Source organism: Pseudomonas sp. R25(2017) (genome assembly GCF_002112565.1).
GTDB lineage: Bacteria > Pseudomonadota > Gammaproteobacteria > Pseudomonadales > Pseudomonadaceae > Aquipseudomonas > Aquipseudomonas ekonensis.
Window position 1 is genome coordinate 21,524 of the sequence record NZ_NEHZ01000023.1, and the last position, 23,259, is coordinate 44,782.

Here is a 23,259-nt window from a genome sequence, read left to right on the forward strand (position 1 = left end):
TGAGCCAAATCACGATGGCGCGCATTGTAGCCTCATGCTTTGGCGCGCGCACCGTGACCGCGATGATTGGGTTGTGCCATGACGGACGGCCGCCGCGCCTCAGTAGGCTGCGCGGTAGATCTTCTCGATGTCGGCGGCGCTGAGCCGGCGCGGGTTGTTGCGCATCAGGCGCTCGATCCCGGCGGCCTCCACGGCCATGGCCGGGATCGCCTCCTGCGTGACGCCGACGCTGCGCAGCCCCGCCGGAACCTCCACCGCCGCGCACAGCTCGGCCATGGCCTGTACGGCCTTGTCCGCCGCTTCGTTGAGGCTCAGGCCGGCGGTCTTCACCCCCATGGCTTCGGCGATATCCTGCATCCGCTCGACGCAGGCCATCTTGTTCCAGGTCATGACATGGGTCAGCAGCAGTGCATTGCTCAGGCCATGGGCGACGTTGAAGCGCCCGCCCAGCGGGTAGGCCAGCGCATGCACCGCGCCCACCCCGGCATTGCCGAACGCCATGCCGGCCATCAGGCTGGCGGTGGCCATGTCTTCCCGCGCCTGCAGGTTGGCGCCGTTGGCGTAGGCCTTGGGCAACGCCTTGGCGATCAGCCGGATCGCGCCGATGGCCAGGGAATCGGTGATCGGCGAGGCATTGACCGACAGGTAGGATTCGATGGCATGCACCAGGGCATCGATGCCGCTGGCGGCGGTGACGCCGCGCGGGCAGGTCAGGGTCATCTGCGGGCTGACCAGCGCCACGTCCGGCAACAGGTAGTCGCTGACGATGCCCTTTTTCAGCTGCGCGGCCTTGTCCGAGAGGATCGCGACGTTGGTGACCTCCGAACCGGTGCCGGCGGTGGTCGGGATGGCGATCAGCGGCGGCCCCTTGCGCGGCACCTGGTCGACGCCGAACAGGTCCTCCAGCGCCCCGTGGTAGCCGGCGTACGCCGCGACGCTCTTGGCGATGTCGATGGCGCTGCCGCCGCCCAGGCCGATCAGCCCGTCGTGCCCGCCCTCGCGGTAGGTGCGCATGCAGTCCTCGACGATGGCGGTTTCCGGATCCGGCTGCACCCGGTCGAAGATCTCGTAGTCGCGCCCGCCCATCTGCGCCAGCGCCAGCTCCACGGTGCCGGACTTGACCAGCGCGGCGTCGGTGACAATCAGCGGGTTGTCGACATCCAGCCGCGTCAGTTCCGCCGCCAGTTGCTCGATGGCCCCGGCGCCGGTGATCAGTTTGTGAGCGATCTTGAACGAGGAAAGACTCATTGTGCGCAGCCTCTTATAGGTATGGGAGCTGAGCACAAGCGTAGCTGGGGATTCGGGGTTGTCTGCCATTCAGCGCATGAATGGCCACCGCGCGGATGCCATCGCCAGCAGGCTGGCTCCCACAATGTTGGCTGCGTTGAATGCGGATGCCGTATCCAGCGAGTATCCCTGTGGGAGCCAGCCTGCTGGCGATGGCGCCGGTGAAGGCGCCGCAAGACAGTGGCTCCCGCAGTGGATGGGACGGCCTCAGACCTGGGTGGTACGCAGTTTCTCGCTGCGCCCGCGCAGCCATTCCAGGGTCAGCAGCAGGATCACCGAAAAGGCGATCAGCAGCGTGGCGGCGGCGGCGATGGTCGGGCTGAGGTTTTCGCGGATGCCGCTGAACATCTGCCGGGGCAGCGTCGCCTGCTCGGGGCCGGCGAGGAACAGGGTCACCACCACCTCGTCGAACGACGTCGCGAAGGCGAACAGCGCCCCGGAGATCACCCCCGGCGCAATCAACGGCAAGGTCACCCGGCGGAAGGTCACCAGCGGCGAGGCGCCGAGGCTGGCGGCGGCGCGCACCAGGTTGTGGTTGAAGCCCTGCAGGGTCGCGGACACGGTGATGATCACGAACGGCACCCCCAGCACCGCATGCACCACGATCAGCGAGAAGAAGCTGTTGCCCAGCCCCAGCGGCGCAAAGAACAGGTAGCTGGCCACGCCGATGATCACCACCGGCACCACCATCGGCGAAATCACCAGCGCCATCACCAGCGACTTGCCGGGGAAGTCCCCGCGGGTCAGGCCGATGGCCGCCAGGGTGCCGAACACCATCGCCAGCACGGTCGCTGCCGGGGCGACGATGATGCTGTTCTTGAGCGAACGCATCCATTCGGCCGAGGCGAAGAAATCGTGGTACCACTGCAGCGAGAAGCCCTGCAGCGGGTACACCAGGAAACTCCCCGAGTTGAACGACAGCGGCACGATCACCAGCACCGGCAGGATCAGGAACAGCAGGATCAGGCCGCAGAGGATCCGCAGGCTGTAGAACCACACCCGTTCGACGGGCGACATGTAAGGACTCAGCATCTCGGTATTCCCCTTAACCCAGGCGCAGGCGGCTTGCGCCCACCAGCCAGCTGTAGATCAGATAAAGCACCACGGTGGCCAGGAGCAAGAGCCCGCCGAGCGCGGTGGCCATGCCCCAGTTGATGCTGGTGTTGGTGTAGAACGCGACGAAGTAGCTGACCATCTGATCGTTCGGGCTGCCCAGCAGCGCCGGGGTGATGTAGTAGCCGATGGCGAGGATGAACACCAGCAGGCAACCGGCGCCGACGCCGGCGTAGGTCTGCGGGAAGTACACCCGCCAGAAGCTGGCGAACGGATGGCAGCCGAGGGAAATCGCGGCGCGCATGTAGGTCGGCGAGATGCCCTTCATCACGCTGTAGATCGGCAGGATCATGAACGGCAGCAGGATGTGCACCATCGAGATGTAGACCCCGGTGCGGTTGAACACCAGTTCCAGCGGCTTGTCGATGATGCCCATGGCCATCAGCGCGCTGTTGATCAGGCCGCCCGACTGCAGCAGCACGATCCACGCGGCGACCCGCACCAGGATCGAGGTCCAGAACGGCAGCAGCACCAGGATCATCAGCAGGTTGCTCTGGCGCGACGGCAGGTTCGCCAGCAGGTACGCCAGCGGATAGGCCAGCACCAGGCAGATGCCGGTGATGACCAGCCCCATCCAGAACGTGCGGGCGAAGATGTCCAGGTAGATCGCCTGGTCCGGGGTGGCCGGGGCCAGTTCGCCGAGGTCGTCGATGCGGTGATCGACCGCCGCCAGCAGGTAGAACGGGGTGAGGCTGCTGGTGTTGCGCTTCACCGCTTGCCAGTAGGCCGGATCGCCCCAGCGTTCGTCGAGGCCTTCCAGCGCTTCTTTATAGGAGGCGGGTTCGGTGGCGAACGGCAGGCCCCGGGCGGTTTTGGTCAGCAGGCTGCGGTAGCCGGCCAACTCCATGTTCAAGCGCTTGGACAGATCGCCCAGCGTCTGATTCTTGCGGGCCTCGGCGAGGTCTTCGCCGGCCGCCTTGTAGACCGCTTCGGCGGGCAGGCCGCGGCCGTCCCAGCCGGCGATGGCCGCCACGGTGCGCGGCATGCCGCCGACCACTTCCGGGTTGCCGACGCTCTTGTAGAGCAGCGCCACGATCGGCACCAGGAACACCAGCAACAGAAACAGCACCAGCGGCGCGATCAGCGCCTGGGCCTTCCAGCGGTTGACCCGCTCGGCGTGCTTGAGCCGCTGCTTCAAGGTGGGGCTGTTGCCCTCGTTCAGGGGAACGGCGATGGCCATGACGTACTCCGCAAATCTTCAGGATCGGTAATGTGGGAGCGAGCCTGCTCGCGAAGAGGTCAGCACGTACAACTTTCAGGCTGACCGGACGAGCGCTTTCGCGGGCAGGCTCGCTCCCGCAGGAGTGGGGGCGAACCCACCCCTGCGGGGCGTGTTACTTCGCTGCCCAGGAGTTGAAGCGCTGCTCCAGTTGCTCGCCGTTGTCAGCCCAGAAGCTGACGTCGATCTGCACCTGGTTGGCGATGTTTTCCGGGGTGGTCGGCATGTCCTTCAGGACATCCTTGGCCAGCAGCGGCACTGCCTGGGTATTGGCCGGACCGTAGGCGATGTTTTCCGAGTAGGTCTTCTGCTGCTGCGGCTGCACCGAGAACGCGATGAACTTCTTCGCCGCTTCCGCGCGGGCCTTGTCCAGGCCTTTCGGGATGGCCCAGGCGTCGAAGTCGTAGATGCCGCCGTTCCACACGACCTTGAGGTTGGATTCCTTCTGCACCGCCGCGATCCGACCGTTGTAGGCCGAGCTCATGACCACGTCACCGGAGGCCAGGTACTGCGGCGGCTGGGCGCCGGCTTCCCACCACTGGATGTTCGGCTTCAGCTCGTCCAGTTTCTTGAAGGCACGATCCTGGCCGTTCTTGCTGGCCAGCTCCTTGTAGACGTCCTTGGGCGCGACGCCGTCGGCCATCAGAGCGAATTCGAGGGTGTACTTGGCGCCCTTGCGCAGGCCGCGCTTGCCCGGGAATTTCTTGGTGTCCCAGAAATCGGCCCAGCTGGTCGGTGCGGTCTTGAGCTTGTCGGCGTTGTAGGCCAGCACGGTCGACCACACGAAGAAGCCGACGCCGCACGGCTGGATCGCGCCCTTGACGTAGTCTTCGCCCTTGCCGAACAGCGCAGGGTCGAGCTGTTCGAACATGTCTTCGTCGCAACCGCGGGACAGTTCCGGCGACTCGACCTCCACCAGGTCCCACGACACGCTCTTGGTGTCGACCATGGCCTTGACCTTGGCCATCTCGCCGTTGTACTCGCCGGCGACGATCTTGCCGTTGCCCGCCGCTTCCCACGGGGCGTAGAAGGCTTTGACTTGCGCGGCCTTGTTCGCACCGCCAAACGACACCACCGTCAGGTCGGGACCTGCGGCCATGGCGCTTGCCGCACCCATCAGGCCCAGGGTCAGGGCGGTGAACTTCAGGGATCTCAACATTTATTGTTCTCTCCACGTGCAGGTTGGTGTTGGTGTTGCGGGGGCGATCAATGCGCCTCTTGAAGAGGGTCGAGCGCGCGGACGTGCTCGACCTGCCAGCCGAGCGGCACCACGTCGCCGACGCTGAGCGCAGGATCGAGCTCGGCGATCGGCTGTTTCACGAAGAAGTCGGTCTTGCCGCAGACTTCCAGGCGCACCCGGACGTGGTCGCCCAGGTAGATGAATTCGGCCACCCGTCCGGAGAAGCGGTTGACGCAGCGGTCGCTGGAGCCGTTGAGGCTCACCCGCTCCGGACGGATCGACAGGGTCACCGGCTCGCCGCTCTGGCCGACGTTGACCGCCAGCGCCTCGACCTTCTCCCCGCGGCCGAGCTCGACCACGCAGCGCTCACCGTCCTGGCTGACCAGTCGGCCGTGGAGGCGGTTGTTCTCGCCGATGAAGTTGGCGACGAAGGTGTTCTTCGGCTCTTCGTAGAGGGTGCGCGGCGGCGCGATCTGCTGGATCTCGCCCTGGTGGAACACCGCGACGCGGTCAGACATGGTCAGGGCTTCGCCCTGGTCGTGGGTCACGTAGACCACGGTCACGCCGAGGCGCTGGTGCAGGTGCTTGATCTCCATCTGCATGTGTTCGCGCAGCTGTTTGTCGAGGGCGCCCAGAGGTTCGTCCATCAGCACCAATTGCGGCTCGAACACCAAGGCGCGGGCCAGGGCCACACGCTGCTGCTGGCCGCCGGACAACTGCCCCGGATAGCGTTGGGCGAACGCATCGAGCTGCACCATGCCCAGGGCCTTTTTCACCTTGTCGGTGACGTCGCTCTTGTTCAGGCCGCGCACGGTCAAGGGAAACGCCAGGTTCTCGGCCACGGTCATGTGCGGGAACAGGGCGTAGTTCTGGAACACCATGCCGATGTCGCGCTTGTGCGGCGGCACGTTGTTGATCGCACGGCCCGCCAGCAGGATTTCCCCGGCTGTCGGCGTCTCGAAGCCGGCGAGCATCATCAGGCTGGTGGTCTTGCCCGACCCGGACGGCCCGAGCAGGGTCAGGAACTCGCCTTTGCGGATGTCCAGGTTGAGGTCTTTGACGATCAGGTTCTCGCCGTCGTAGCTCTTCTGCACTCCACGAAAGCTGACCAGCACATCGCTGGCCCCTGCGTTTGTTTCGACCTGGCTCATACCCGCACCTTTGTTGTTGATGACTGCTGTGGGCTTAAGCCTAGTGGCTGTCCCCAGCCGCGCAAATCGGGGTGCAGGAGAGATTCGCCTCAGCCGGATGGAAGGTTGGGGGTAGGGATCGCCCTACAAGGATGGCGCGTTTGGGCAAATGCAGCGGCACGCTTGCAGCTACGTGCCGCCAGTGCGGGCAGGGGCCGTGTCGCGGATGGATATGCCGACACCTTTCCTTGTGGGAGCGGGCTTGCCCGCGAAAGCGTCGGACCTGCCAGCATGGGTGTTGAATGTGACGGCCCCTTCGCGGGCAAGCCCGCTCCCACAGGGTTCTACAGTGACCGCAAACGTTGCGTTCAACCAAACCCCCTGTGGGAGCCAGCCTGCTGGCGATGGCGGCCACAGGGCAACGGCAAAGGTCAGAGCAGCTTGTGTTCCATGGCGTACTTCACAAGTTCAGCGAGGGAGGTGATGTTGAGCTTCTGCATCAGCCGCGCCTTGTGGGTGCTGATGGTCTTGCTGCTCAAGGCCAGTTGTTGGGCGATGTCGTTGACGTTGGCGCCCTGGGCCAGGCGTTCGAACACGGAGAATTCGCGCTCCGACAGCAAGGAATGCAACGGCCGGGCATCGGTCAGGCCGACTTCGAAGACCATGCGGTCGGCCAGTTCCGGGTCGATGTAGCGCCCGCCCGCCGCGACCTTGCGGATGGCGGTCAGCAGCAGCGACGGGTCGCTGTCCTTGGTGGCGTAGCCGGCGGCGCCGACCTTCAGCGCCCGGGCGGCCATCTGCGCCTCGTCGTGCATCGACAGCACCAGGATCGCCGGCGGGTTGTTCAGCGCACGGATCCGCGGAATCGCCTCCAGGCCGTTGACGCCCGGCATCGAGATGTCCAGCAGCACCACCTCGCACGGCACGTTGCGCAGGGTGTCGAGCAACTGTTCGCCATTGCTCGCCTCCCCCGCCACCTGCAGGTCCTTGGCCAGGCCGATCAATTGCTTGATGCCCTCGCGCACGATGGTGTGGTCTTCGGCTACCAGTACACGGATCACGTCGCTCTCCATTCTTGTTGTTTCAGAGCCCATTTCATTCGCGGACAAGGCGCCGCACCGTCAGGCCTCATTCACCGGCACCCGCACCACCAGGCTGGTGCCCTCTCCCGGCTCGCTGTCGAGCTGCAGGCTGCCGCCCATGATCAACACCCGCTCGCGCATGCCCACCAGGCCGAACGATGTCGGCCGGCCGGCTGCGGCGACAAATCCTACGCCATCGTCACTGACCGTCAGACACAGTTCGTCGCCTTCAAGGGCCAGCGTCACTTCCACAGTATGCGCCTGGGCATGGCGCATGACATTGGTCAGCGCCTCCTGGAGGATCCGGAACAGGCCGACGGCCTTGGCGTCGCTGAGGGCCGGCAGGTTGTCCGGCACTTGCACCAGGCACGGGATCTGGGTGCGCGCCTCGAAGCGCCGGGCCTGCCACTCGATGGCCGACGCGATCCCGGCGTCGAGGATCGGCGGGCGCAGCGCCGTCGCCACGTCGCGCACCAACTGGAACAGCTGGGCGATCAGGCGCTTCATGCTGTTCAGGCGTTCGTGCAGGCCAGGGTCGAGCTGCGCGTAGGCCAGTTCGCACATCGATGTCTCCAGTTTCAGCACCGTGAGCATTTGCCCCAGCTCATCGTGCACTTCCCGGGCGATGCGCGCCTTTTCCTCTTCGCGCACGCTCTCAAGGTGCGCCGACAGTTCACGCAGCTGCTCGCGGGAAGCCGCCAGCTCCAGTTCGATGCGCTTGCTTTCGCTGATGTCCCAGACGATGCCGTCCCAGACGTAGGCACCGTCCTCCAGTCGACGGGTGATCGCCTTGATCTCGGCCCAGCGCTGCTCGCCCTGGCGGGTGAGGATGCGGCCCTGCCACGACCAGTCGCTGTCGGTGTCCAGGGCGCGATCCTGGGTCTGGTGATAGCTGGCCCGGTCATCCGGATGCACCAGGCTGCGCAGGCCCATGTCGCGGTGGGCGATGGCGGCCGGGGCGTAGCCCACCAGGGTCTCGCTGCCTTCGCTGATGTAGGCGAAATCGATTTGCCCGGTCACCGGCGCCCGCTCCAGCCGGAACACCAGGCCCGGCACGTTGGCAGCGATGCCCTTGAGCCGCGCTTCGCTTTCCTGCAAGGCCGCCAGGGCCCGGCGGCGTTCGGTGACGTCGGTGAGGTAGACCACCAGGTACTCGCTGTCGCGGAACCTGAGGAAACTCAGCGACACATCCGCCGGCAGCACGCTGCCGTCGGCCCGCACGCACAGGCTTTCGAAGCTCAGCGGTTCTTCCTCGCGGGTCCTGGCGCGCTTCCACAGGTTCAGCCAACGATCCATGTGCAGGCCCGGTTCGAAGTCGATCAGGGGACGCTCGATGATCCCGCCCGGCGGATAGCCGAGCATGGTCTCCGCCGCCCGGTTGGCGTAGCGCACATGGCTGTCCCAGTTGACCCAGAGGATGCCGACGGTGCTTTGGTCGATGGAGAACTGGGTCAGGCGCAGGGCCTCTTCGCTGGCGGCGCGCAGGGCGATGTCCTCCCGTGCGGCCAGCAGGCGCTGTTCGAGGCTGTGCTGCTGGCGCCGCTGCCAGGCCACCAGGGCCGCGCAGATGAGCAGCAGCACCGCGAACAGCAGGCTCAGGTTCTGCCAGAACCCCGGCGACTCCGTCAGCCGCGGATACTTGGGCTGCAGCCAGCGGCTGTGCAGACGCTCCAGATCCTTGGCCGGGACCGCCCGCAGCGCGCTTTCGACAATGCCGGCCAGCTCCGGCCAGTCCCGACGCGTGGCCACCCGCAGCAATTGCGGCAGGCCGATGTCGCCGACCACCACCAGACCGGAGAACTCCGGCTCCACCGACAGGCGCCCCAGCTGCGCCTCGTCGACCACCGCGTAGCCGGCCTGCTGGCTGAGCAGCAATTGCAGGGCCTGACGCTCCATCGGCACGCCTTGCAGGTTGAGGTGCGGGTAGTTGCTGCGCAGATAGTCCGCCGTCACGCTCGGCATGCGCACGGCGACGCGGGTCTGGCTGTCGAGCTTCTCCAGCTCCACCGTGCCGCCGGCCTTCTGGTCGCTGACCACCAGTTGCGGCACGCGCATGTACGGATCGGAGAACTGCCACAGGCGCAGCGCAGCCGGCGTCTGGGTCAGGCCCGGCGCGATGTCGATCTCGCCGTCCTGGGCGGCGGCCTCCAACTGCGCCAGGTCAGGGAAGTTACGCCAGGTCAGTTCGACGTCGAGGGCCTTGGCCAGCCAGTTCATCAGGTCGACGTTGGGCCCGGACAACCGCTGCAGGCGCCGGTCGTACTGCGCATACGGCGCCTGCAGCACCAGGCCGACCCGCAGTTCGCGGTGCTGCGCCAGCCATTGCCGCTCGCCGGCCGTCAACTGCGCGGCATGGGCCGTGGGCGCAGGCGCGGCCCAGCCCATCAAGGGAAACCACAAACAGCCGATAACCCACAGGCAGCAAAATCGCATCATCGAAGTCTCGTACACTGACAAATTCTGACCAACCCATTAGGCTGCCGGGATACTTTCTGGCCTGGAATAACCGATGCCCCCTGTCTACCGCCTGGCAATGCCAGCATTGTGCCTGTCGCTGATCCTGCCTTGTGCGTTTTCTGTCGAAGCCGCCGATCCGGCCCCTGCCGCCCAGGCAGAACAACCTGCCGGCGAGAAGCCGGCCGAACGCCAGCCACTGCCTGAGCGTAGTCAGGAAGAGTCGGCGGCACTCGAACGCAAGGTTCCGGCGCAGGAACAGCAGCAGTTGCAGGCCGGTGGCGACAGTTTCCTCGCCCTGTGGAAACCCGCCAATACCGCCGAACCCAAAGGTGCGGTGATCATCGTCCCCGGCGCCGGCGAAACCGCCGACTGGCCCCAGGCGATCGCGCCGCTGCGGCAGAAGCTGCCGGATGCGCAGTGGAGCAGCCTCAGCATCACCCTGCCGGACCTGCAAGGCGACGCCATCGCGCCGCGCACCGCCGAAGCGCCGGCGGCGCCGAAAGCCGCCGATCCCGGCAGCAAGGACTCCACCACCGCCGAGCCGATCGAACAGGCCGCCGGCGGCGAGGCCGAGGTGGCCGACAAGGTCGTCGCCGAAACCACCGAAGAGCAGGCCAAGGCCGACGCCGAGCGGATCTTCGCCCGCATCGACGCCGCCATCGCCTACGCCGAACAGCAGAGCGCCCGCAGCGTCGTCGTGCTCGGGCACGGCACCGGCGCCTATTGGGCTGCGCGCTACCTGAGCGAACGGCAGACCGCGCAAGTGGAAAAACTGGTGATGGTCGCCGCCCAGGCACCGCTCAAGGCCAAGCCTGAGCTGGCGGAACTGACGCCGACCCTGAAACTGCCGACGGCCGACCTCTACTACATGGACAAGGCGCCGGACCGCAACGCGGCTCTGGAGCGCCTGCAAGCCAGCAAACGCCTGAAGACCTCGGCGTTCAGCCAGGTGGGGCTCAAGGCGCTGCCGGACAAGAAGGCCGAGCAGGAACAACTGTTCCGTCGGGTGAAGGGCTGGCTGAATCCGCAGAGCGCGGACTGAGAGAACCCGTCGAACCCATCGCGAGCAGGCTCGCTCCTACAGTTTGAACACGGTCAACTGTAGGAGCGAGCCTGCTCGCGATTCGACTGATCCAAACACCCCGGAACACAGTGCCTAGCGAAAATCCCGCCGCTCACGGATCAAGGTGTAGGCGGTGTGCAGTTCGCGGGTCTTCTCCGTGGCTTCACGCACTTGCGCAGGCGTCGCGCCGCTGCCGGCGACCTTGTCCGGGTGATGGCGGCTGAGCAGCCGCCGGTACGCCCGCTTGATCTGCGCCGGCTCGCTGGTCGCCGACACCCCGAGCAGGCGCATCGCTTCCTGATAGCTCACCGCTGCACTGACGATGGGCCGCTTGTGCGGCTCGTAGTCCGTCGCCAGCGCCTGCACCTGATGCGTCGTCCAGCCCAGCCACTTGCCCCACTGCGCCAACAGTTCGCGCTCGCTCACGCCGGCCCGGCCGTCGGCCCAGACCATCCGCCAACACGCGCGCAGCACGCCTTCGGCCGCATGGGGCTGGGCCCCCAGCCGCCGCAGATAGCTGCGCAGGTTGTCGTTGCCGGACTTGCCGCGGTTGAACGCGGCGATCGCCCGGCGCTGGGCCGGTTCGCCCATGTCCAGCGCACGCATTTCGTGGCGCGCCTGCTGGATATGCCCGTCGGTGACGCGCCCGTCGCTCTTGGCCAGACGCCCCAGCAGCACGAACAGCAATTCATCGTTGCGCAGCATCGGCCTGCCGCCGAGCCGTTCGCGCAAATGTCCCCAGCTCTGCAGGTGCAGGCGCCGATCCAGCGCTTGCCCCAACAACGCCCCAAGCATGGCCCCCGGAATGCTGGCGATCGCAAAACCCGCTCCGGCTCCAATCAGAGTCCCTGGCCACAACATATCAACGGCTCGCTTCTATCAGTTTTTCGGCTTCGGCCAGACGTTCATGGGTGCCGACATCCACCCACTGCCCCTTCAGCCGTTCGCCCGTCACCTGGCCGCGCGCCATGGCGTCGCGCAGCAGCGGCGCGAGCTTGAACGCGCCCGCCCCGCAGCCGTCGAACAGCTGCGGGTGCAGGACGGCGATGCCGCTGTAGGTCAGGGTCCGCGCCTGTGGCTGTCCATCCTGGACACGCCCGTTGTCGAGGACGAAATCGCCGGCCGGGTGATGGGCCGGGTTGTCCGCCAGCACCAGGTGCGCCAGACCGGCGATCGGCTGATGCAGCACGCTGAAGTCGTAGTCCGTCCAGATGTCGCCGTTGACCACCAGGAACGCCTCGTCGCCCAGCAGCGGCAACGCCCGGAATATCCCGCCGCCGGTCTCCAGCGGCTCGCCTTCCGGCGAATAGCGGATGCGCACGCCGTAGCGCGAGCCGTCGCCCAGGTAGTCCTCGATCTGCTGGCCGAGCCAGGCGTGGTTGATCACGATGTCATCGAAACCGGCCGCCGCCAGGGCGTGCAGGTGGTACTCGATCAGCGGGATGCCGCCGGCGCGCACCAGCGGCTTGGGGGTGGTCAGGGTCAGCGGGCGCATGCGCTCGCCCTTGCCTGCCGCCAGAATCATCGCCTTCATGCATTCACCCCGGCACGCAGGCTGACGAGCAGCGCCTGCAACGGCTCAAGCTCCGGACGGCGGGCGATCACTTCATCTATATAGGCGAAGAAGCGCGGCACATCGGTCAGGTAGCGCGGCTTGCCGTCACGGTGGCAGATGCGGGCGAAGATGCCGATGACCTTGAGGTGGCGCTGCACCCCCATCAGGTCGCTGGCACGCAGGAACGCCTCGAAATCCGGCTGCACCGGAATGTTCAGCGCCGAGGCCTGTTGCCAGTAGCCATGCAGCCAGCCGCGCACACGCTCCGGCGGCCAGCTGAGGAAGGCATCCTTGAACAGGCAGGTCACGTCGTAGGTCACCGGGCCGTACACGGCGTCCTGGAAATCCAGCACGCCGGGGTTCGGCTCGCTGAGCATCAGGTTGCGCGGCATGTAGTCGCGGTGCACCAGCACCTTGGGCTGGGCCAGGGCGCTGTCGATCAGCAGCTCGCTGACCTGCTGCCACTGCCGTTGCTGGGCCGGATCGAACTCGATGCCCAGCTCGCGCTTGACGTACCACTCCGGGAACAGCTCCAGCTCGCGCGTGAGCAAGGCGACATCGTAACTGGGCAGCGGCGCCACCATCGGCAACTGCTGAAACGCCAGCAGCGCCTTCAGGGCATCGTCGAAAAGCGCGTCGGCGTTGTCGCTGCCGATCACGTCCAGATAGGTCTTGTTACCCAGGTCATTGAGTAAAAGGAAGCCGCGCTCCAGGTCCTGCGCATAAATTTTCGGCACGTTGATGCCGGATTTGGCCAGCAGAAACGCGATATCCACGAAGGGTTTGCAGTTTTCCTGGGGCGGCGGGGCGTCCATCACGATGAAGCTGCGCCCGGCGCCTTCCCAGCGGAAATATCGGCGGAAACTCGCGTCGCTGCTGGCCGCGGTCAAGGTGGCCGGGGGGACGGCGCCCCACTGCTGCTCGGCGAAAAGCGTCGCCAGCTGTTCGTCGAGCCAAACTTTCAGGTGTTGCAAGCGTACATCTTGGTCAGGCATTGCAAGGGTCTCCGACGGCGCTAGCCGTCAAGCGGGTCATGCTTTATTATCCAGCATCTTTTTCAGACCATCGAGAGGCGTGCGGCCCACACCGCGGGCAGATGGCACGCAGGAAGCCCGGACTAATAAGATGGCATTGAAATCCCCCGCGTTTCGTAAAAAATTTCCGTTGTTGATGACCGGCAGCCTGCTGGCCATGCAACCTCTGGCCAGTTCCTTCGTCACCGCGGCCGAGCAGTATGACTGCTCCGTCTCGGAGTCGGGCGGCTGGGCCTGTGCGCCCAAGTCCACGGCCGCTGCCTTGCCGCCGCGTCCGGTGCATGACGGCAGCGCCGTCAGCGCCGCCGGCGAAGCGCCGGCCGAAAGCGGCGCCAGCCAGGACACCGGCCCCAAACCCGTGCTCGTCACCGAGTCCAAGGGCCGTGGCCTGAAATCCCGCAGCGAAGACTACAGTCACCTCGACTGGGTGCCGCGCGAGAAGCTCACCGCCGCCCAACTGGCCGAGACAGGTCCTTACTGCTCTGGTTCCTATATCGAACCGATTCGTCCTGGCATGAATGACAAGACGAACAAAAGTGACGCACCGACCTTCATCGGCGCCAAGGCCTCCCGCTACCAACAGGATTCGCAGGTCGCGAGCCTGGCCGGCGACGTGGTCATGCGTCAGGGCAGCATGCAGGTCGAGGCCGACGAGGCCAACCTGTACCAGGCCGAGAGCCGCGGCGAACTGGCGGGCAACGTGCGCATCCGCGACAACGGCGCGCTGATCGTCGGCGACCACGCCGACGTGCAGCTGGACACCGGTGAAGCGAAGGTCGACAACGCCGAGTACGTGATGCACAAGTCGCGCATCCGCGGCAACGCGCTGTACGCCAAACGGGCCGAGAACGCGATCATCCGCCTCAAGGACGGCACGTACACCACGTGCGAACCGAACAGCAACGCCTGGCAGCTCAAGGGCAACAACATCACCCTGAACCCGGCCACCGGCTTCGGCACCGCGACCAACGTGACGCTGCGGGTCAAGGACATTCCGGTCCTGTACACCCCGTACATCTACTTCCCGATCGACGACCGCCGCCAGTCGGGCTTCCTGCCGCCGAGCATCGGCACCAGCAGCGACACCGGCTTCATGCTGGTCACCCCGTACTACTTCAACCTGGCGCCGAACTACGACGCCACGTTGTACCCGCGCTACATGGCCAAGCGCGGCTTGCTGATGGAAGGCGAGTTCCGCTACCTGACCAAGTCCAGCGAAGGGCAGTTCGGTGCGGCGTACCTCAATGACGAGGACACCGACCGCAGCAAGCAGACCGACTACCAGAAGAACCGGTACATGTACAACTGGCAGCACAAGGGCGGTCTCGACTCCCGCGTGTTCACCCAGGTCGACTACACCAAGATCAGCGACCCGTACTACTTCCAAGACCTGGAAACCGACCAGATCGGCGTGAAGAGCGCCGACTACGTGAACCAGCAAGGCTCGGTCACCTACCGCGGCGACAGCTACACCGCCCGGTTGAACGCCCAGGCTTACCAGCTGGCGACCGTGTCGAACATCACGCCGTATGACCGACTGCCGCAGATCACCTTCAACGGCCAGCTGCCTTACCATCCGGAAGGCCTGGACTTCGACTACGAGACGGAGCTGGTTCGCTTCGACCGTGACCTGAAGAACGGCAACTTCGTGAACGAGGACGGCAGCGTCGAAAGCCGTCTCGACAACAACGTTACCGGCCTGGCCCGCGCCAACGGCGACCGCCTGAACCTGAAGCCGGGTGTCAGCCTGCCGCTGAACTGGACCTATGGTTTCCTCAAGCCATCGCTCAAGTACCAGTACACCCAGTACCAGCTGGACCTGGACAGCACCGGCAAGAACCAGATCGTGCAGCAGGAAGCGGCGGCAGCCGCTGCCGGCACCAAGTACCTCGGCGGCAAGTTCGGCAGCAACCAGAACCGCGGCGTGCCGATCGCCAGCATCGACAGCGGCCTGTACTTCGACCGCGACACGTCCTACTTCGGCAAGAACTACCGCCAGACCCTGGAACCGCGCCTGTTCTACCTCTACGTACCGGAGGTCGACCAAGAGGACATCCCGGTATTCGACACCAGCGAATACACGTTCAACTATGCCTCGCTGTTCCGCGACAACCGCTTCTCCGGCTCCGACCGCGTCGGCGACGAGAACAAGCTGTCGCTGGGCGTGACCAGCCGCTGGATCGAGGACGACGGCTTCGAGCGTCAACGCATCAGCGTCGGCCAGGCCCTCTACTTCAAGGATCGCGAAGTCCAGCTGCCGGGCATCGACGCCAAGACCCGCGACGACGCGCACTCCAACGTCTCGCCGTACGCGCTGGAATACGAGTACCGCTGGAACCGCGACTGGCGCACCACCGCGGACTACAACTGGGATCCGGACAGCCGCAGCCCGCGTTCGGGCAGCGCGATGTTCCACTACCAGCCTGAAGACAACCCGAACAAGGTGGTCAACTTCGGTTACCGCTACCGCAACGACCAGGTCCGCTACGACCAGAACACCGGCAAATGGTCGGTGGGCGGCGGCGACTACGGCGTACCGGGCGATCCGAACTACGTGAAGGACTACTACAAGATCAAGCAGCACGACTTCTCGGCGATCTGGCCGATCGTGCCGCAGTGGAGCGCCATCAGCCGCTGGCAGTACGACTACAACCGCAATCGCACGCTGGAAGCCTTCGGTGGTTTCGAGTACGACAACTGCTGCTGGAAACTGCGCCTGATCAACCGTTATTGGGTGTCCTACGACGAGTTCAGTCAGCAGGCTCCGCAAAACGAAAAAGGCGACCACGGCGTCTTCCTCCAAATCGTCCTGAAAGGCCTCGGCGGTGTCGTAGGCACCAAGGTAGAGAGCTTCCTCGACAAAGGCATCCAAGGTTATCGTCAACGTGAAGACCAAGCTTTCTGATTGTCTGCGCCCGCTGATGCTGGGCGCGCTGTTCCTCGGTACTTCGGCCGGCGCCGCGGTGCAGTCCATCGATAAAGTGGTGGCCATCGTCGACAACGACGTGGTCATGCAGAGCCAGCTGGACCAACGCGTCCACGAGGTGCAGAAAACCATCGCCAAGCGCGGCGGCGGCCTGCCGCCTCCGGGCGTGCTGGACCAGCAAGTGCTGGAACGCCTGATCGTCGAGAACCTGCAACTGCAGATCGGCGAACGCTCCGGCATCCGCATCACCGACGAAGAGCTGAACCAGGCCGTAGGCACCATCGCCCAGCGCAACAACATGACCGTGGACCAGTTCCGCGCCGCGTTGTCCCGCGACGGCCTGTCCTACGACGAAGCCCGCGACCAGATCCGCCGCGAGATGGTCATCAGCCGCGTGCGTCAGCGCCGTGTGGCCGAACGCATCCAGGTGTCGGAACAGGAAGTGAAGAACTTCCTGGCCTCGGACCTGGGCAAGATGCAGCTCTCCGAAGAGCTGCACCTGGCCAACATCCTGATCCCGACCCCGGAAAGCGCCAACTCCGAAGCGATTCAGAGCGCCGCCCGCCAGGCCATGGACGTTTACCAGCAGCTCAAACAAGGCGCCGACTTCGGCCAGATGGCCGTGGCCAAGTCCGCCAGCGACAACGCGCTGGAAGGCGGCGACATGGGCTGGCGTAAGGCCGCCCAGCTGCCGCCGCCGTTCGACCGCGAACTGAGCAGCATGTCGCCGGGCGAAATCACCCAACCGGCCCGCACCCCGGGCGGCTTCATCATCCTGAAGCTGCTGGAGAAGCGCGGCGGCGAAGGCCAGGTGCGCGACGAAGTGCATGTGCGCCACATCCTGGTCAAGCCAAGTCCGGTCCGTGACGAGGCGAAGACCAAAGAGCTGGCCCAGTCGCTGTACAACCGCATCGAAGCCGGCGAAGACTTTGCCGAGCTGGCGAAGAAATACTCGGAAGACCCGGGTTCCGCCCTCAACGGCGGCGACCTGAACTGGATCGACCCGAACGCGTTGGTGCCGGAGTTCCGCGCCGTGATGGCCAAGTCCCCGCAGGGTCAGCTGTCCAAGCCGTTCCAGACCCAGTACGGCTGGCACGTGCTGGAAGTCCTTGGCCGCCGCGCCACCGACAGCACCGCCCAGGCGCGGGAGCAGCAAGCGATGACCGTGCTGCGCAACCGCAAGTACGACGAAGAGCTGCAGACCTGGCTGCGTCAGATCCGTGACGAAGCCTACGTTGAAATCAAACTCCCTGGCGCAGACCAGGCAGCGCAGTGAAACCCAAGCGTTTCGCGCTGACACCCGGCGAACCGGCCGGCATCGGTCCCGACCTGTGCCTGCTGCTCGCCTCGCAGCCCCAGCCGCACCCCCTGATCGCCATCACCAGCCGCGACCTGCTCCTTGAGCGGGCCGCGCAGCTGGGGCTGGCCGTCGACGTGCTGGCCGTCACCCCTGACCACTGGCCGGACGCTCCGGCGCCGGCCGGCAGCCTGTACGTCTGGGACACGCCGCTGAGCGCCCCGGTGGTCACCGGGCAACTGGACAAGGCCAACGCCGCGTTCGTCCTCGAAACCCTGACCCGCGCCGGCCAAGGCTGCCTGAACGGCGACTTCGCCGGGATGATCACCGCCCCGGTGCACAAGGGCGTGATCAACGAATCCGGCATCGCCTTCTCCGGGCACACCGAATTCCTCGCCGACCTGACCCACACCGCCCAGGTGGTGATGATGCTCGCCACCCGCGGCCTGCGCGTGGCGCTGGTCACCACCCACCTGCCCCTGCGCGAGATCGCCGACGCGATCACGCCGCAGCGGCTGGAGCGGGTCACGCGGATCCTGCACGCCGACCTGCAAGACAAGTTCGGCATCGCCCGGCCGCGCATCCTGGTCTGCGGGCTCAACCCGCACGCCGGCGAAGGCGGCCACCTGGGCCATGAAGAAATCGACATCATCGAACCGACGCTGGAGCGTCTGCGCAGCGAAGGCATGGACCTTCGCGGCCCGCTGCCGGCCGACACCCTGTTCACCCCCAAATATCTGGAGCACTGCGACGCGGTGCTGGCGATGTACCACGACCAGGGCCTGCCCGTGCTGAAGTACAAAGGCTTCGGCGCAGCGGTCAATGTGACCCTGGGCCTGCCGATCATCCGCACCTCCGTCGACCACGGCACCGCCCTGGACCTGGCCGGCAGCGGCCGGATCGACACCGGCAGCCTGCAGGTCGCCCTGGAAACCGCCTACCAGATGGCCGAGACCCGTTTATGACCGAGCAATACCAACACAAGGCGCGCAAACGCTTTGGCCAGAACTTCCTGCACGATGCGGGCATCATCGACCGCATCCTGCGCGCCATCCACGCCAAGCCCGAAGACCGCATGCTGGAGATCGGCCCGGGCCAGGGCGCATTGACCGAAGGCCTGCTCGGCGCCGGCGCCCAGCTCGACGTGGTCGAGCTGGACAAGGACCTGATCCCGATCCTCAACAGTCAGTTCGCCGGCAAGAGCAACTTCAACCTGCACCAGGGCGATGCGCTGAAGTTCGACTTCAACACCCTCAACGCCGCGCCGAACACGCTGCGGGTGGTCGGCAACCTGCCGTACAACATCTCCACCCCGCTGATTTTCCACCTGCTGGACAACTCGCACCTGATCCGCGACATGCACTTCATGCTGCAGAAGGAAGTGGTCGAGCGCCTGGCCGCAGGCCCCGGCGGCGGCGACTGGGGTCGCCTGTCGATCATGGTCCAGTACCATTGCCGGGTCGAACATCTGTTCAACGTCGGCCCCGGCGCGTTCAACCCGCCGCCGAAGGTCGACTCGGCCATCGTCCGCCTGGTGCCCCACGCCGTGCTGCCGCACCCGGCCAAGGATCACCGGCTGCTCGAGCGCGTGGTGCGCGAGGCGTTCAACCAGCGCCGCAAGACCCTGCGCAACACCCTCAAGCAACTGCTCACCAGCGCCGAGATCGAAGCGGCGGGCGTCGACGGCAGCCTGCGCCCCGAGCAACTGGACCTGGCGGCGTTCGTACGCCTGGCCGACCAGCTCGCCGAGAAACCCCAGCAGCCGCCCAAGGCCGACTGACGGCGTCATCGGGCAACCGCCGCGCTGGTCTGTTGCCCGATACTTGCCTAGACTGAATCCCCATCAGCCGCACCCCTGCGTTGCGCTTCGCTCTTAAGGCCTTTTGCATGTCCGATCCCCGTTATCAGGTCGACGTCAGCGTGGTCACCCGCTACCTGGCAGACCAATCGCAACCCGAGCACGACCGCTTCGCCTTCGCCTACACCATCACCGTGCAGAACAACGGCGACCGGCCGGCCCGACTGATGTCGCGGCACTGGGTCATCACCGATGGCGACGGGCATGTCGAGGAAGTCCGCGGCGCCGGCGTGGTGGGCCAGCAACCGCTGATCGAAGCGGGCCAGAGCCACACCTACAGCAGCGGCACGGTGATGACCACCCAGGTCGGCACCATGCAGGGCTCCTACGAAATGGTCGCCGACGACGGCAAGCATTTCGACGCCGTCATCAAGCCTTTCCGCCTCGCCGTGCCCGGAGCCCTGCACTGATGGCGACCTACGCCGTGGGCGACCTGCAAGGCTGCCTCGAACCGCTCAAGTGCCTGCTCGGCCAGGTCGCCTTCGACCCGGCGCTGGACCGTCTGTGGCTGGTGGGCGATCTGGTCAACCGCGGCCCGCAGTCCCTGGAGACCCTGCGCTACCTGTACGGGCTGCGCGACTCGCTGGTGTGCGTGCTGGGCAACCATGACCTGCACTTGCTGGCCGCCGGCCAGAACATCGAGCGCATGAAGAAGAGCGACACCCTGCGCGAGATCCTCGAAGCCCCCGACGGCCCCGAGCTGTTGGACTGGCTGCGCCGGCAGAAGCTGATGCACTACGACGAGCGGCGCGAGATCGCCATGGTGCACGCCGGGATCCCGCCGCAGTGGTCGCTGCGCAAGGCGCTCAAGTGCGCCGAAGAGGTCGAGTCGGCCCTGCGCGACGACAACCTGTTCCCCGCCTACCTGGACGGCATGTACGGCAACGATCCGGCGAAATGGGACAACAGCCTCAAGGGCGTGACGCGCCTTCGGGTGATCACCAACTATTTCACCCGGATGCGCTTCTGCACCCCCGAGGGCAAGCTCGACCTCAAGAGCAAGGAAGGCCTGGACACCGCCCCGCCCGGCTACAAGCCCTGGTTCCAGCACAAGGAGCGCCGGACCCGCGGCCTGCGGATCATCTTCGGCCATTGGGCGGCGCTCGAAGGCATCGTCCACGAGCCCGGCATCTGCGCCCTCGACACCGGTTGCGTGTGGGGCGGCAGCCTCACCCTGATGAACGTCGACAGCGGCGAGCGCCTGTCGTGCAAATGCGACGACCACGGCAACGCCCTGCCGACCGTCGCCCCCCTTATCCCCCACTCCACGTCAGCCAGCGCCCCGCGCTAGACTGCGTCACCCGCCGGACCACAGGAACCCGCCATGAGCGAATTCAAACGCATCCCCCCGGAACAGGCCAAGGCCCTGCGCGAGCAAGGCGCCGTGGTGGTCGACATCCGTGACCCGCAAGCCTTCGCCAGCGGGCACGTCACCGGATCGCACCACCTGGACAACCACTCGGTCGCCGACTTCATCCGCAACGCCGACCTCGACGCCCCGACGGTGGTGGTCTGCTACCACGGCAACTCCAGCCAGAGCGCGGCCGCCTACCTGGTGGGCCAGGGCTTCTCCGACGTGTACAGCCTGGACGGCGGCTTCGAGCTGTGGCGTGCGACCTATCCTTCGGAAACCGCCCAAGGCGCCGCCGAATAATTTTTTTGCGACCTGCAAGCCCCGGCTCCCGCGGGCTTGCACGGTGGCGGACGAACGGTCTGCCACAACTAATTACGCATCTCGCCTTTACCTCGCCAATTCCCAACTATCCTTAAGCCCAGGCCATCCAAAACAGGGGAGAGCCGGTACACCGGCGCACGGGTCATCGGGAGTAGCTTTCGCGGTTGTCGGCGCGGAAGAGTTCTGGGGGGTAAACAACAGCTGCTCAAGCGGCTGCTTGCCAGCATCGACTGAGTGATCCGGCGTCGGCTCCACGTATCGAGCGAGGTGACGTCATGAGTATCTTTAGCCACTTCCAACAACGCTTCGAGTCCACACGCCAGGAAGAATTCTCGCTGCAGGAATACCTGGAACTGTGCAAAAAGGACCGCAGCGCCTACGTTTCCGCCGCCGAGCGTCTGTTGCTGGCCATCGGCGAACCCGAGCTGCTCGACACCTCGACCAATTCGAGGCTGTCACGCATCTTCTCCAACAAGGTGATCCGCCGCTATCCGGCCTTTGAGGACTTCCACGGGATGGAAGAATGCATCGACCAGATCGTGTCGTACTTCCGCCATGCGGCCCAGGGCCTGGAAGAGAAGAAACAGATCCTCTACCTGCTCGGCCCGGTGGGCGGCGGCAAGTCGTCCCTGGCCGAGAAGCTCAAGCAACTGATGGAGAAGGTGCCCTTCTATGCCATCAAGGGCTCGCCGGTGTTCGAATCGCCCCTGGGGCTGTTCAACGCCACCGAAGACGGCGCGATCCTCGAAGAGGACTTCGGCATCCCCCGCCGCTACCTGAACACCATCATGTCGCCCTGGGCGACCAAACGCCTGGCCGAGTTCGGCGGCGACATCAGCCAGTTCCGCGTGGTCAAGCTGTACCCCTCGATCCTCAACCAGATCGCCGTGGCCAAGACCGAACCGGGCGACGAGAACAACCAGGACATCTCCGCGCTGGTGGGCAAGGTCGATATCCGCAAGCTGGAGGAATTCCCGCAGAACGACGCCGACGCCTACAGCTATTCCGGGGCGCTGTGCCGGGCCAACCAGGGCCTGATGGAATTCGTCGAGATGTTCAAGGCGCCGATCAAGGTGCTGCACCCGTTGCTGACCGCCACCCAGGAAGGCAACTACAACAGCACCGAAGGCCTGGGCGCGATTCCGTTCACCGGGATCCTGCTGGCCCATTCCAACGAATCGGAGTGGCACACCTTCCGCAACAACAAGAACAACGAAGCCTTCATCGACCGGATCTACATCGTCAAGGTGCCTTACTGCCTGCGGGTCAGCGATGAGGTGAAGATCTACGACAAGCTGCTGTTCAACAGCTCCCTGGCCCGGGCCCACTGCGCGCCGGACACCCTCAAGATGCTCGCGCAGTTCACCGTGCTGTCGCGCCTCAAGGAGCCCGAGAACTCCAACATCTACTCGAAGATGCGCGTGTACGACGGGGAAAACCTCAAGGACACCGATCCGAAGGCCAAGTCGATCCAGGAATACCGCGATGCGGCGGGCGTCGACGAGGGCATGAACGGCCTGTCGACCCGGTTCGCCTTCAAGATCCTGTCCAAGGTGTTCAACTTCGACCCGCACGAGATCGCTGCCAACCCGGTGCACCTGCTCTATGTGCTGGAACAGCAGATCGAACAGGAACAGTTCCAGGCCGAGACCCGCGAACGCTACCTGCGCTACCTGAAGGAGTACCTCGCCCCGCGCTACATCGAGTTCATCGGCAAGGAGATCCAGACCGCCTACCTCGAGTCCTACAGCGAGTACGGCCAGAACATCTTCGACCGCTACGTGCTGTACGCGGACTTCTGGATCCAGGACCAGGAATACCGCGATCCGGAAACCGGCGAGATCCTCAACCGCGTCGCCCTCAACGAGGAACTGGAAAAGATCGAGAAACCGGCCGGCATCAGCAATCCGAAGGATTTTCGCAACGAGATCGTCAACTTCGTGCTGCGTGCCCGCGCCAACAACAACGGCAAGAACCCGACCTGGCTCAGCTACGAGAAACTGCGGGTGGTCATCGAGAAGAAAATGTTCTCGAACACCGAAGACCTGCTGCCGGTCATCAGCTTCAACGCCAAGGCCAGCAAAGAGGACCAGCAAAAGCACAACGACTTCGTCACCAGGATGGTCGAACGCGGCTACACCGACAAACAGGTACGGCTGCTCTCCGAGTGGTACCTGCGGGTCAGGAAATCACAGTAACCCGCGGCCGGTCAGACCGGTTGTCGTCAGCCCGGGGCCTGTGTGCGCATTTTCTGTTACACAGGCCTCAGGAAGGTGTTCCAAAGGCGGTAGCGGGGTTCAGGCAGCACCCAAAGCGCTTGGGGGAGCGTGTACGTCCCTTGGCATTCGGTTCAATGCTGCATGAGCGCTCGGCCCTTTGCAGG

Annotated in this window: 19 protein-coding genes; 9 read left to right on the plus strand and 10 right to left on the minus strand. The window is 65.3% G+C overall.

The features are described from left to right. Positions 1–99 precede the first annotated feature (99 nt). From CAG31_RS25000 to CAG31_RS25030, 7 genes are all read right to left on the minus strand, one after another. Positions 100–1,248: an iron-containing alcohol dehydrogenase gene (locus CAG31_RS25000; protein WP_085586242.1), complete on the minus strand. Its 1,149-nt coding sequence runs from the start codon at positions 1,246–1,248 to the stop codon at positions 100–102. A 246-nt stretch (positions 1,249–1,494) separates the two neighbouring features. After that, positions 1,495–2,319 (minus strand): ABC transporter permease, encoded by an 825-nt coding sequence (locus CAG31_RS25005; protein ID WP_085586244.1) that lies wholly within the window; start codon positions 2,317–2,319, stop codon positions 1,495–1,497. 13 nt (positions 2,320–2,332) lie between these two features. Further along, a complete protein-coding gene (locus CAG31_RS25010) occupies positions 2,333–3,580 on the minus strand; it encodes an ABC transporter permease (protein ID WP_085586246.1) in 1,248 nt (415 codons plus the stop codon). Between the two features lie 154 nt (positions 3,581–3,734). After that, on the minus strand, positions 3,735–4,778 hold the full coding sequence (locus CAG31_RS25015) for an ABC transporter substrate-binding protein (RefSeq protein WP_085586248.1): 1,044 nt from the start codon (positions 4,776–4,778) through the stop codon (positions 3,735–3,737). A gap of 47 nt (positions 4,779–4,825) precedes the next feature. Beyond that, a complete protein-coding gene (locus tag CAG31_RS25020; protein ID WP_085586250.1) occupies positions 4,826–5,950 on the minus strand; it encodes an ABC transporter ATP-binding protein in 1,125 nt (374 codons plus the stop codon). A gap of 410 nt (positions 5,951–6,360) precedes the next feature. Then, positions 6,361–7,002, minus strand: a complete 642-nt coding sequence (locus CAG31_RS25025) for a response regulator transcription factor (RefSeq protein ID WP_170929946.1) — start codon at positions 7,000–7,002, stop codon at positions 6,361–6,363. A gap of 48 nt (positions 7,003–7,050) precedes the next feature. After that, positions 7,051–9,447: a PAS domain S-box protein gene (locus tag CAG31_RS25030; RefSeq protein ID WP_085586252.1), complete on the minus strand. Its 2,397-nt coding sequence runs from the start codon at positions 9,445–9,447 to the stop codon at positions 7,051–7,053. Positions 9,448–9,520: 73 nt separating this feature from the next. On the opposite strand from CAG31_RS25030, the gene CAG31_RS25035 reads away from it, so the two are divergent. Next, positions 9,521–10,510 (plus strand): alpha/beta hydrolase family protein, encoded by a 990-nt coding sequence (locus tag CAG31_RS25035; RefSeq protein ID WP_085586254.1) that lies wholly within the window; start codon positions 9,521–9,523, stop codon positions 10,508–10,510. Between the two features lie 114 nt (positions 10,511–10,624). On the opposite strand, the gene CAG31_RS25040 is transcribed toward CAG31_RS25035, so the two are convergent. Genes CAG31_RS25040 through CAG31_RS25050 form a run of 3 tightly spaced genes read right to left on the minus strand, consistent with a single transcriptional unit; the run spans position 10,625 to position 13,081 of the window. Next, positions 10,625–11,392 (minus strand): TerB family tellurite resistance protein, encoded by a 768-nt coding sequence (locus tag CAG31_RS25040; RefSeq protein ID WP_085586256.1) that lies wholly within the window; start codon positions 11,390–11,392, stop codon positions 10,625–10,627. A gap of 1 nt (position 11,393) precedes the next feature. Further along, on the minus strand, positions 11,394–12,065 hold the full coding sequence (gene murU, locus CAG31_RS25045) for an N-acetylmuramate alpha-1-phosphate uridylyltransferase MurU (protein WP_085586258.1): 672 nt from the start codon (positions 12,063–12,065) through the stop codon (positions 11,394–11,396). After that, positions 12,062–13,081 (minus strand): aminoglycoside phosphotransferase family protein, encoded by a 1,020-nt coding sequence (locus CAG31_RS25050; protein WP_085586260.1) that lies wholly within the window; start codon positions 13,079–13,081, stop codon positions 12,062–12,064. Before CAG31_RS25050 ends, murU begins: the two co-directional genes overlap by 4 nt. A 130-nt stretch (positions 13,082–13,211) precedes the next feature. Between CAG31_RS25050 and CAG31_RS25055 the strand changes: the two genes are divergently transcribed. From CAG31_RS25055 to CAG31_RS25090, 8 genes are all read left to right on the plus strand, one after another. After that, positions 13,212–16,025: an LPS-assembly protein LptD gene (locus CAG31_RS25055; protein WP_085586262.1), complete on the plus strand. Its 2,814-nt coding sequence runs from the start codon at positions 13,212–13,214 to the stop codon at positions 16,023–16,025. Beyond that, the gene (gene surA, locus CAG31_RS25060) at positions 16,006–17,322 is read left to right on the plus strand and encodes a peptidylprolyl isomerase SurA (protein ID WP_139831412.1); all 1,317 of its coding nucleotides are present in this window, start codon (positions 16,006–16,008) and stop codon (positions 17,320–17,322) included. The genes CAG31_RS25055 and surA overlap by 20 nt, the downstream gene beginning before the upstream one ends. Next, the gene (gene pdxA, locus CAG31_RS25065) at positions 17,319–18,308 is read left to right on the plus strand and encodes a 4-hydroxythreonine-4-phosphate dehydrogenase PdxA (protein WP_085586266.1); all 990 of its coding nucleotides are present in this window, start codon (positions 17,319–17,321) and stop codon (positions 18,306–18,308) included. The genes surA and pdxA overlap by 4 nt, the downstream gene beginning before the upstream one ends. Beyond that, a complete protein-coding gene (gene rsmA, locus CAG31_RS25070) occupies positions 18,305–19,123 on the plus strand; it encodes a 16S rRNA (adenine(1518)-N(6)/adenine(1519)-N(6))-dimethyltransferase RsmA (RefSeq protein WP_085586268.1) in 819 nt (272 codons plus the stop codon). Before pdxA ends, rsmA begins: the two co-directional genes overlap by 4 nt. 107 nt (positions 19,124–19,230) lie before the next feature. Then, positions 19,231–19,611: a Co2+/Mg2+ efflux protein ApaG gene (gene apaG, locus CAG31_RS25075; RefSeq protein ID WP_085586270.1), complete on the plus strand. Its 381-nt coding sequence runs from the start codon at positions 19,231–19,233 to the stop codon at positions 19,609–19,611. Continuing rightward, complete coding sequence (locus CAG31_RS25080) at positions 19,611–20,492, plus strand: symmetrical bis(5'-nucleosyl)-tetraphosphatase (protein WP_085586272.1); 882 nt, start codon at positions 19,611–19,613, stop codon at positions 20,490–20,492. Before apaG ends, CAG31_RS25080 begins: the two co-directional genes overlap by 1 nt. Positions 20,493–20,525: 33 nt before the next feature. Then, entirely contained in the window at positions 20,526–20,855 is a 330-nt protein-coding gene (gene glpE / locus CAG31_RS25085; RefSeq protein ID WP_085586274.1) for a thiosulfate sulfurtransferase GlpE, read from the plus strand. A 296-nt stretch (positions 20,856–21,151) separates the two neighbouring features. Next, positions 21,152–23,074, plus strand: coding sequence for a PrkA family serine protein kinase (locus CAG31_RS25090; protein ID WP_085586276.1), 1,923 nt, complete (start codon positions 21,152–21,154; stop codon positions 23,072–23,074). Positions 23,075–23,259: the final 185 nt, after the last annotated feature.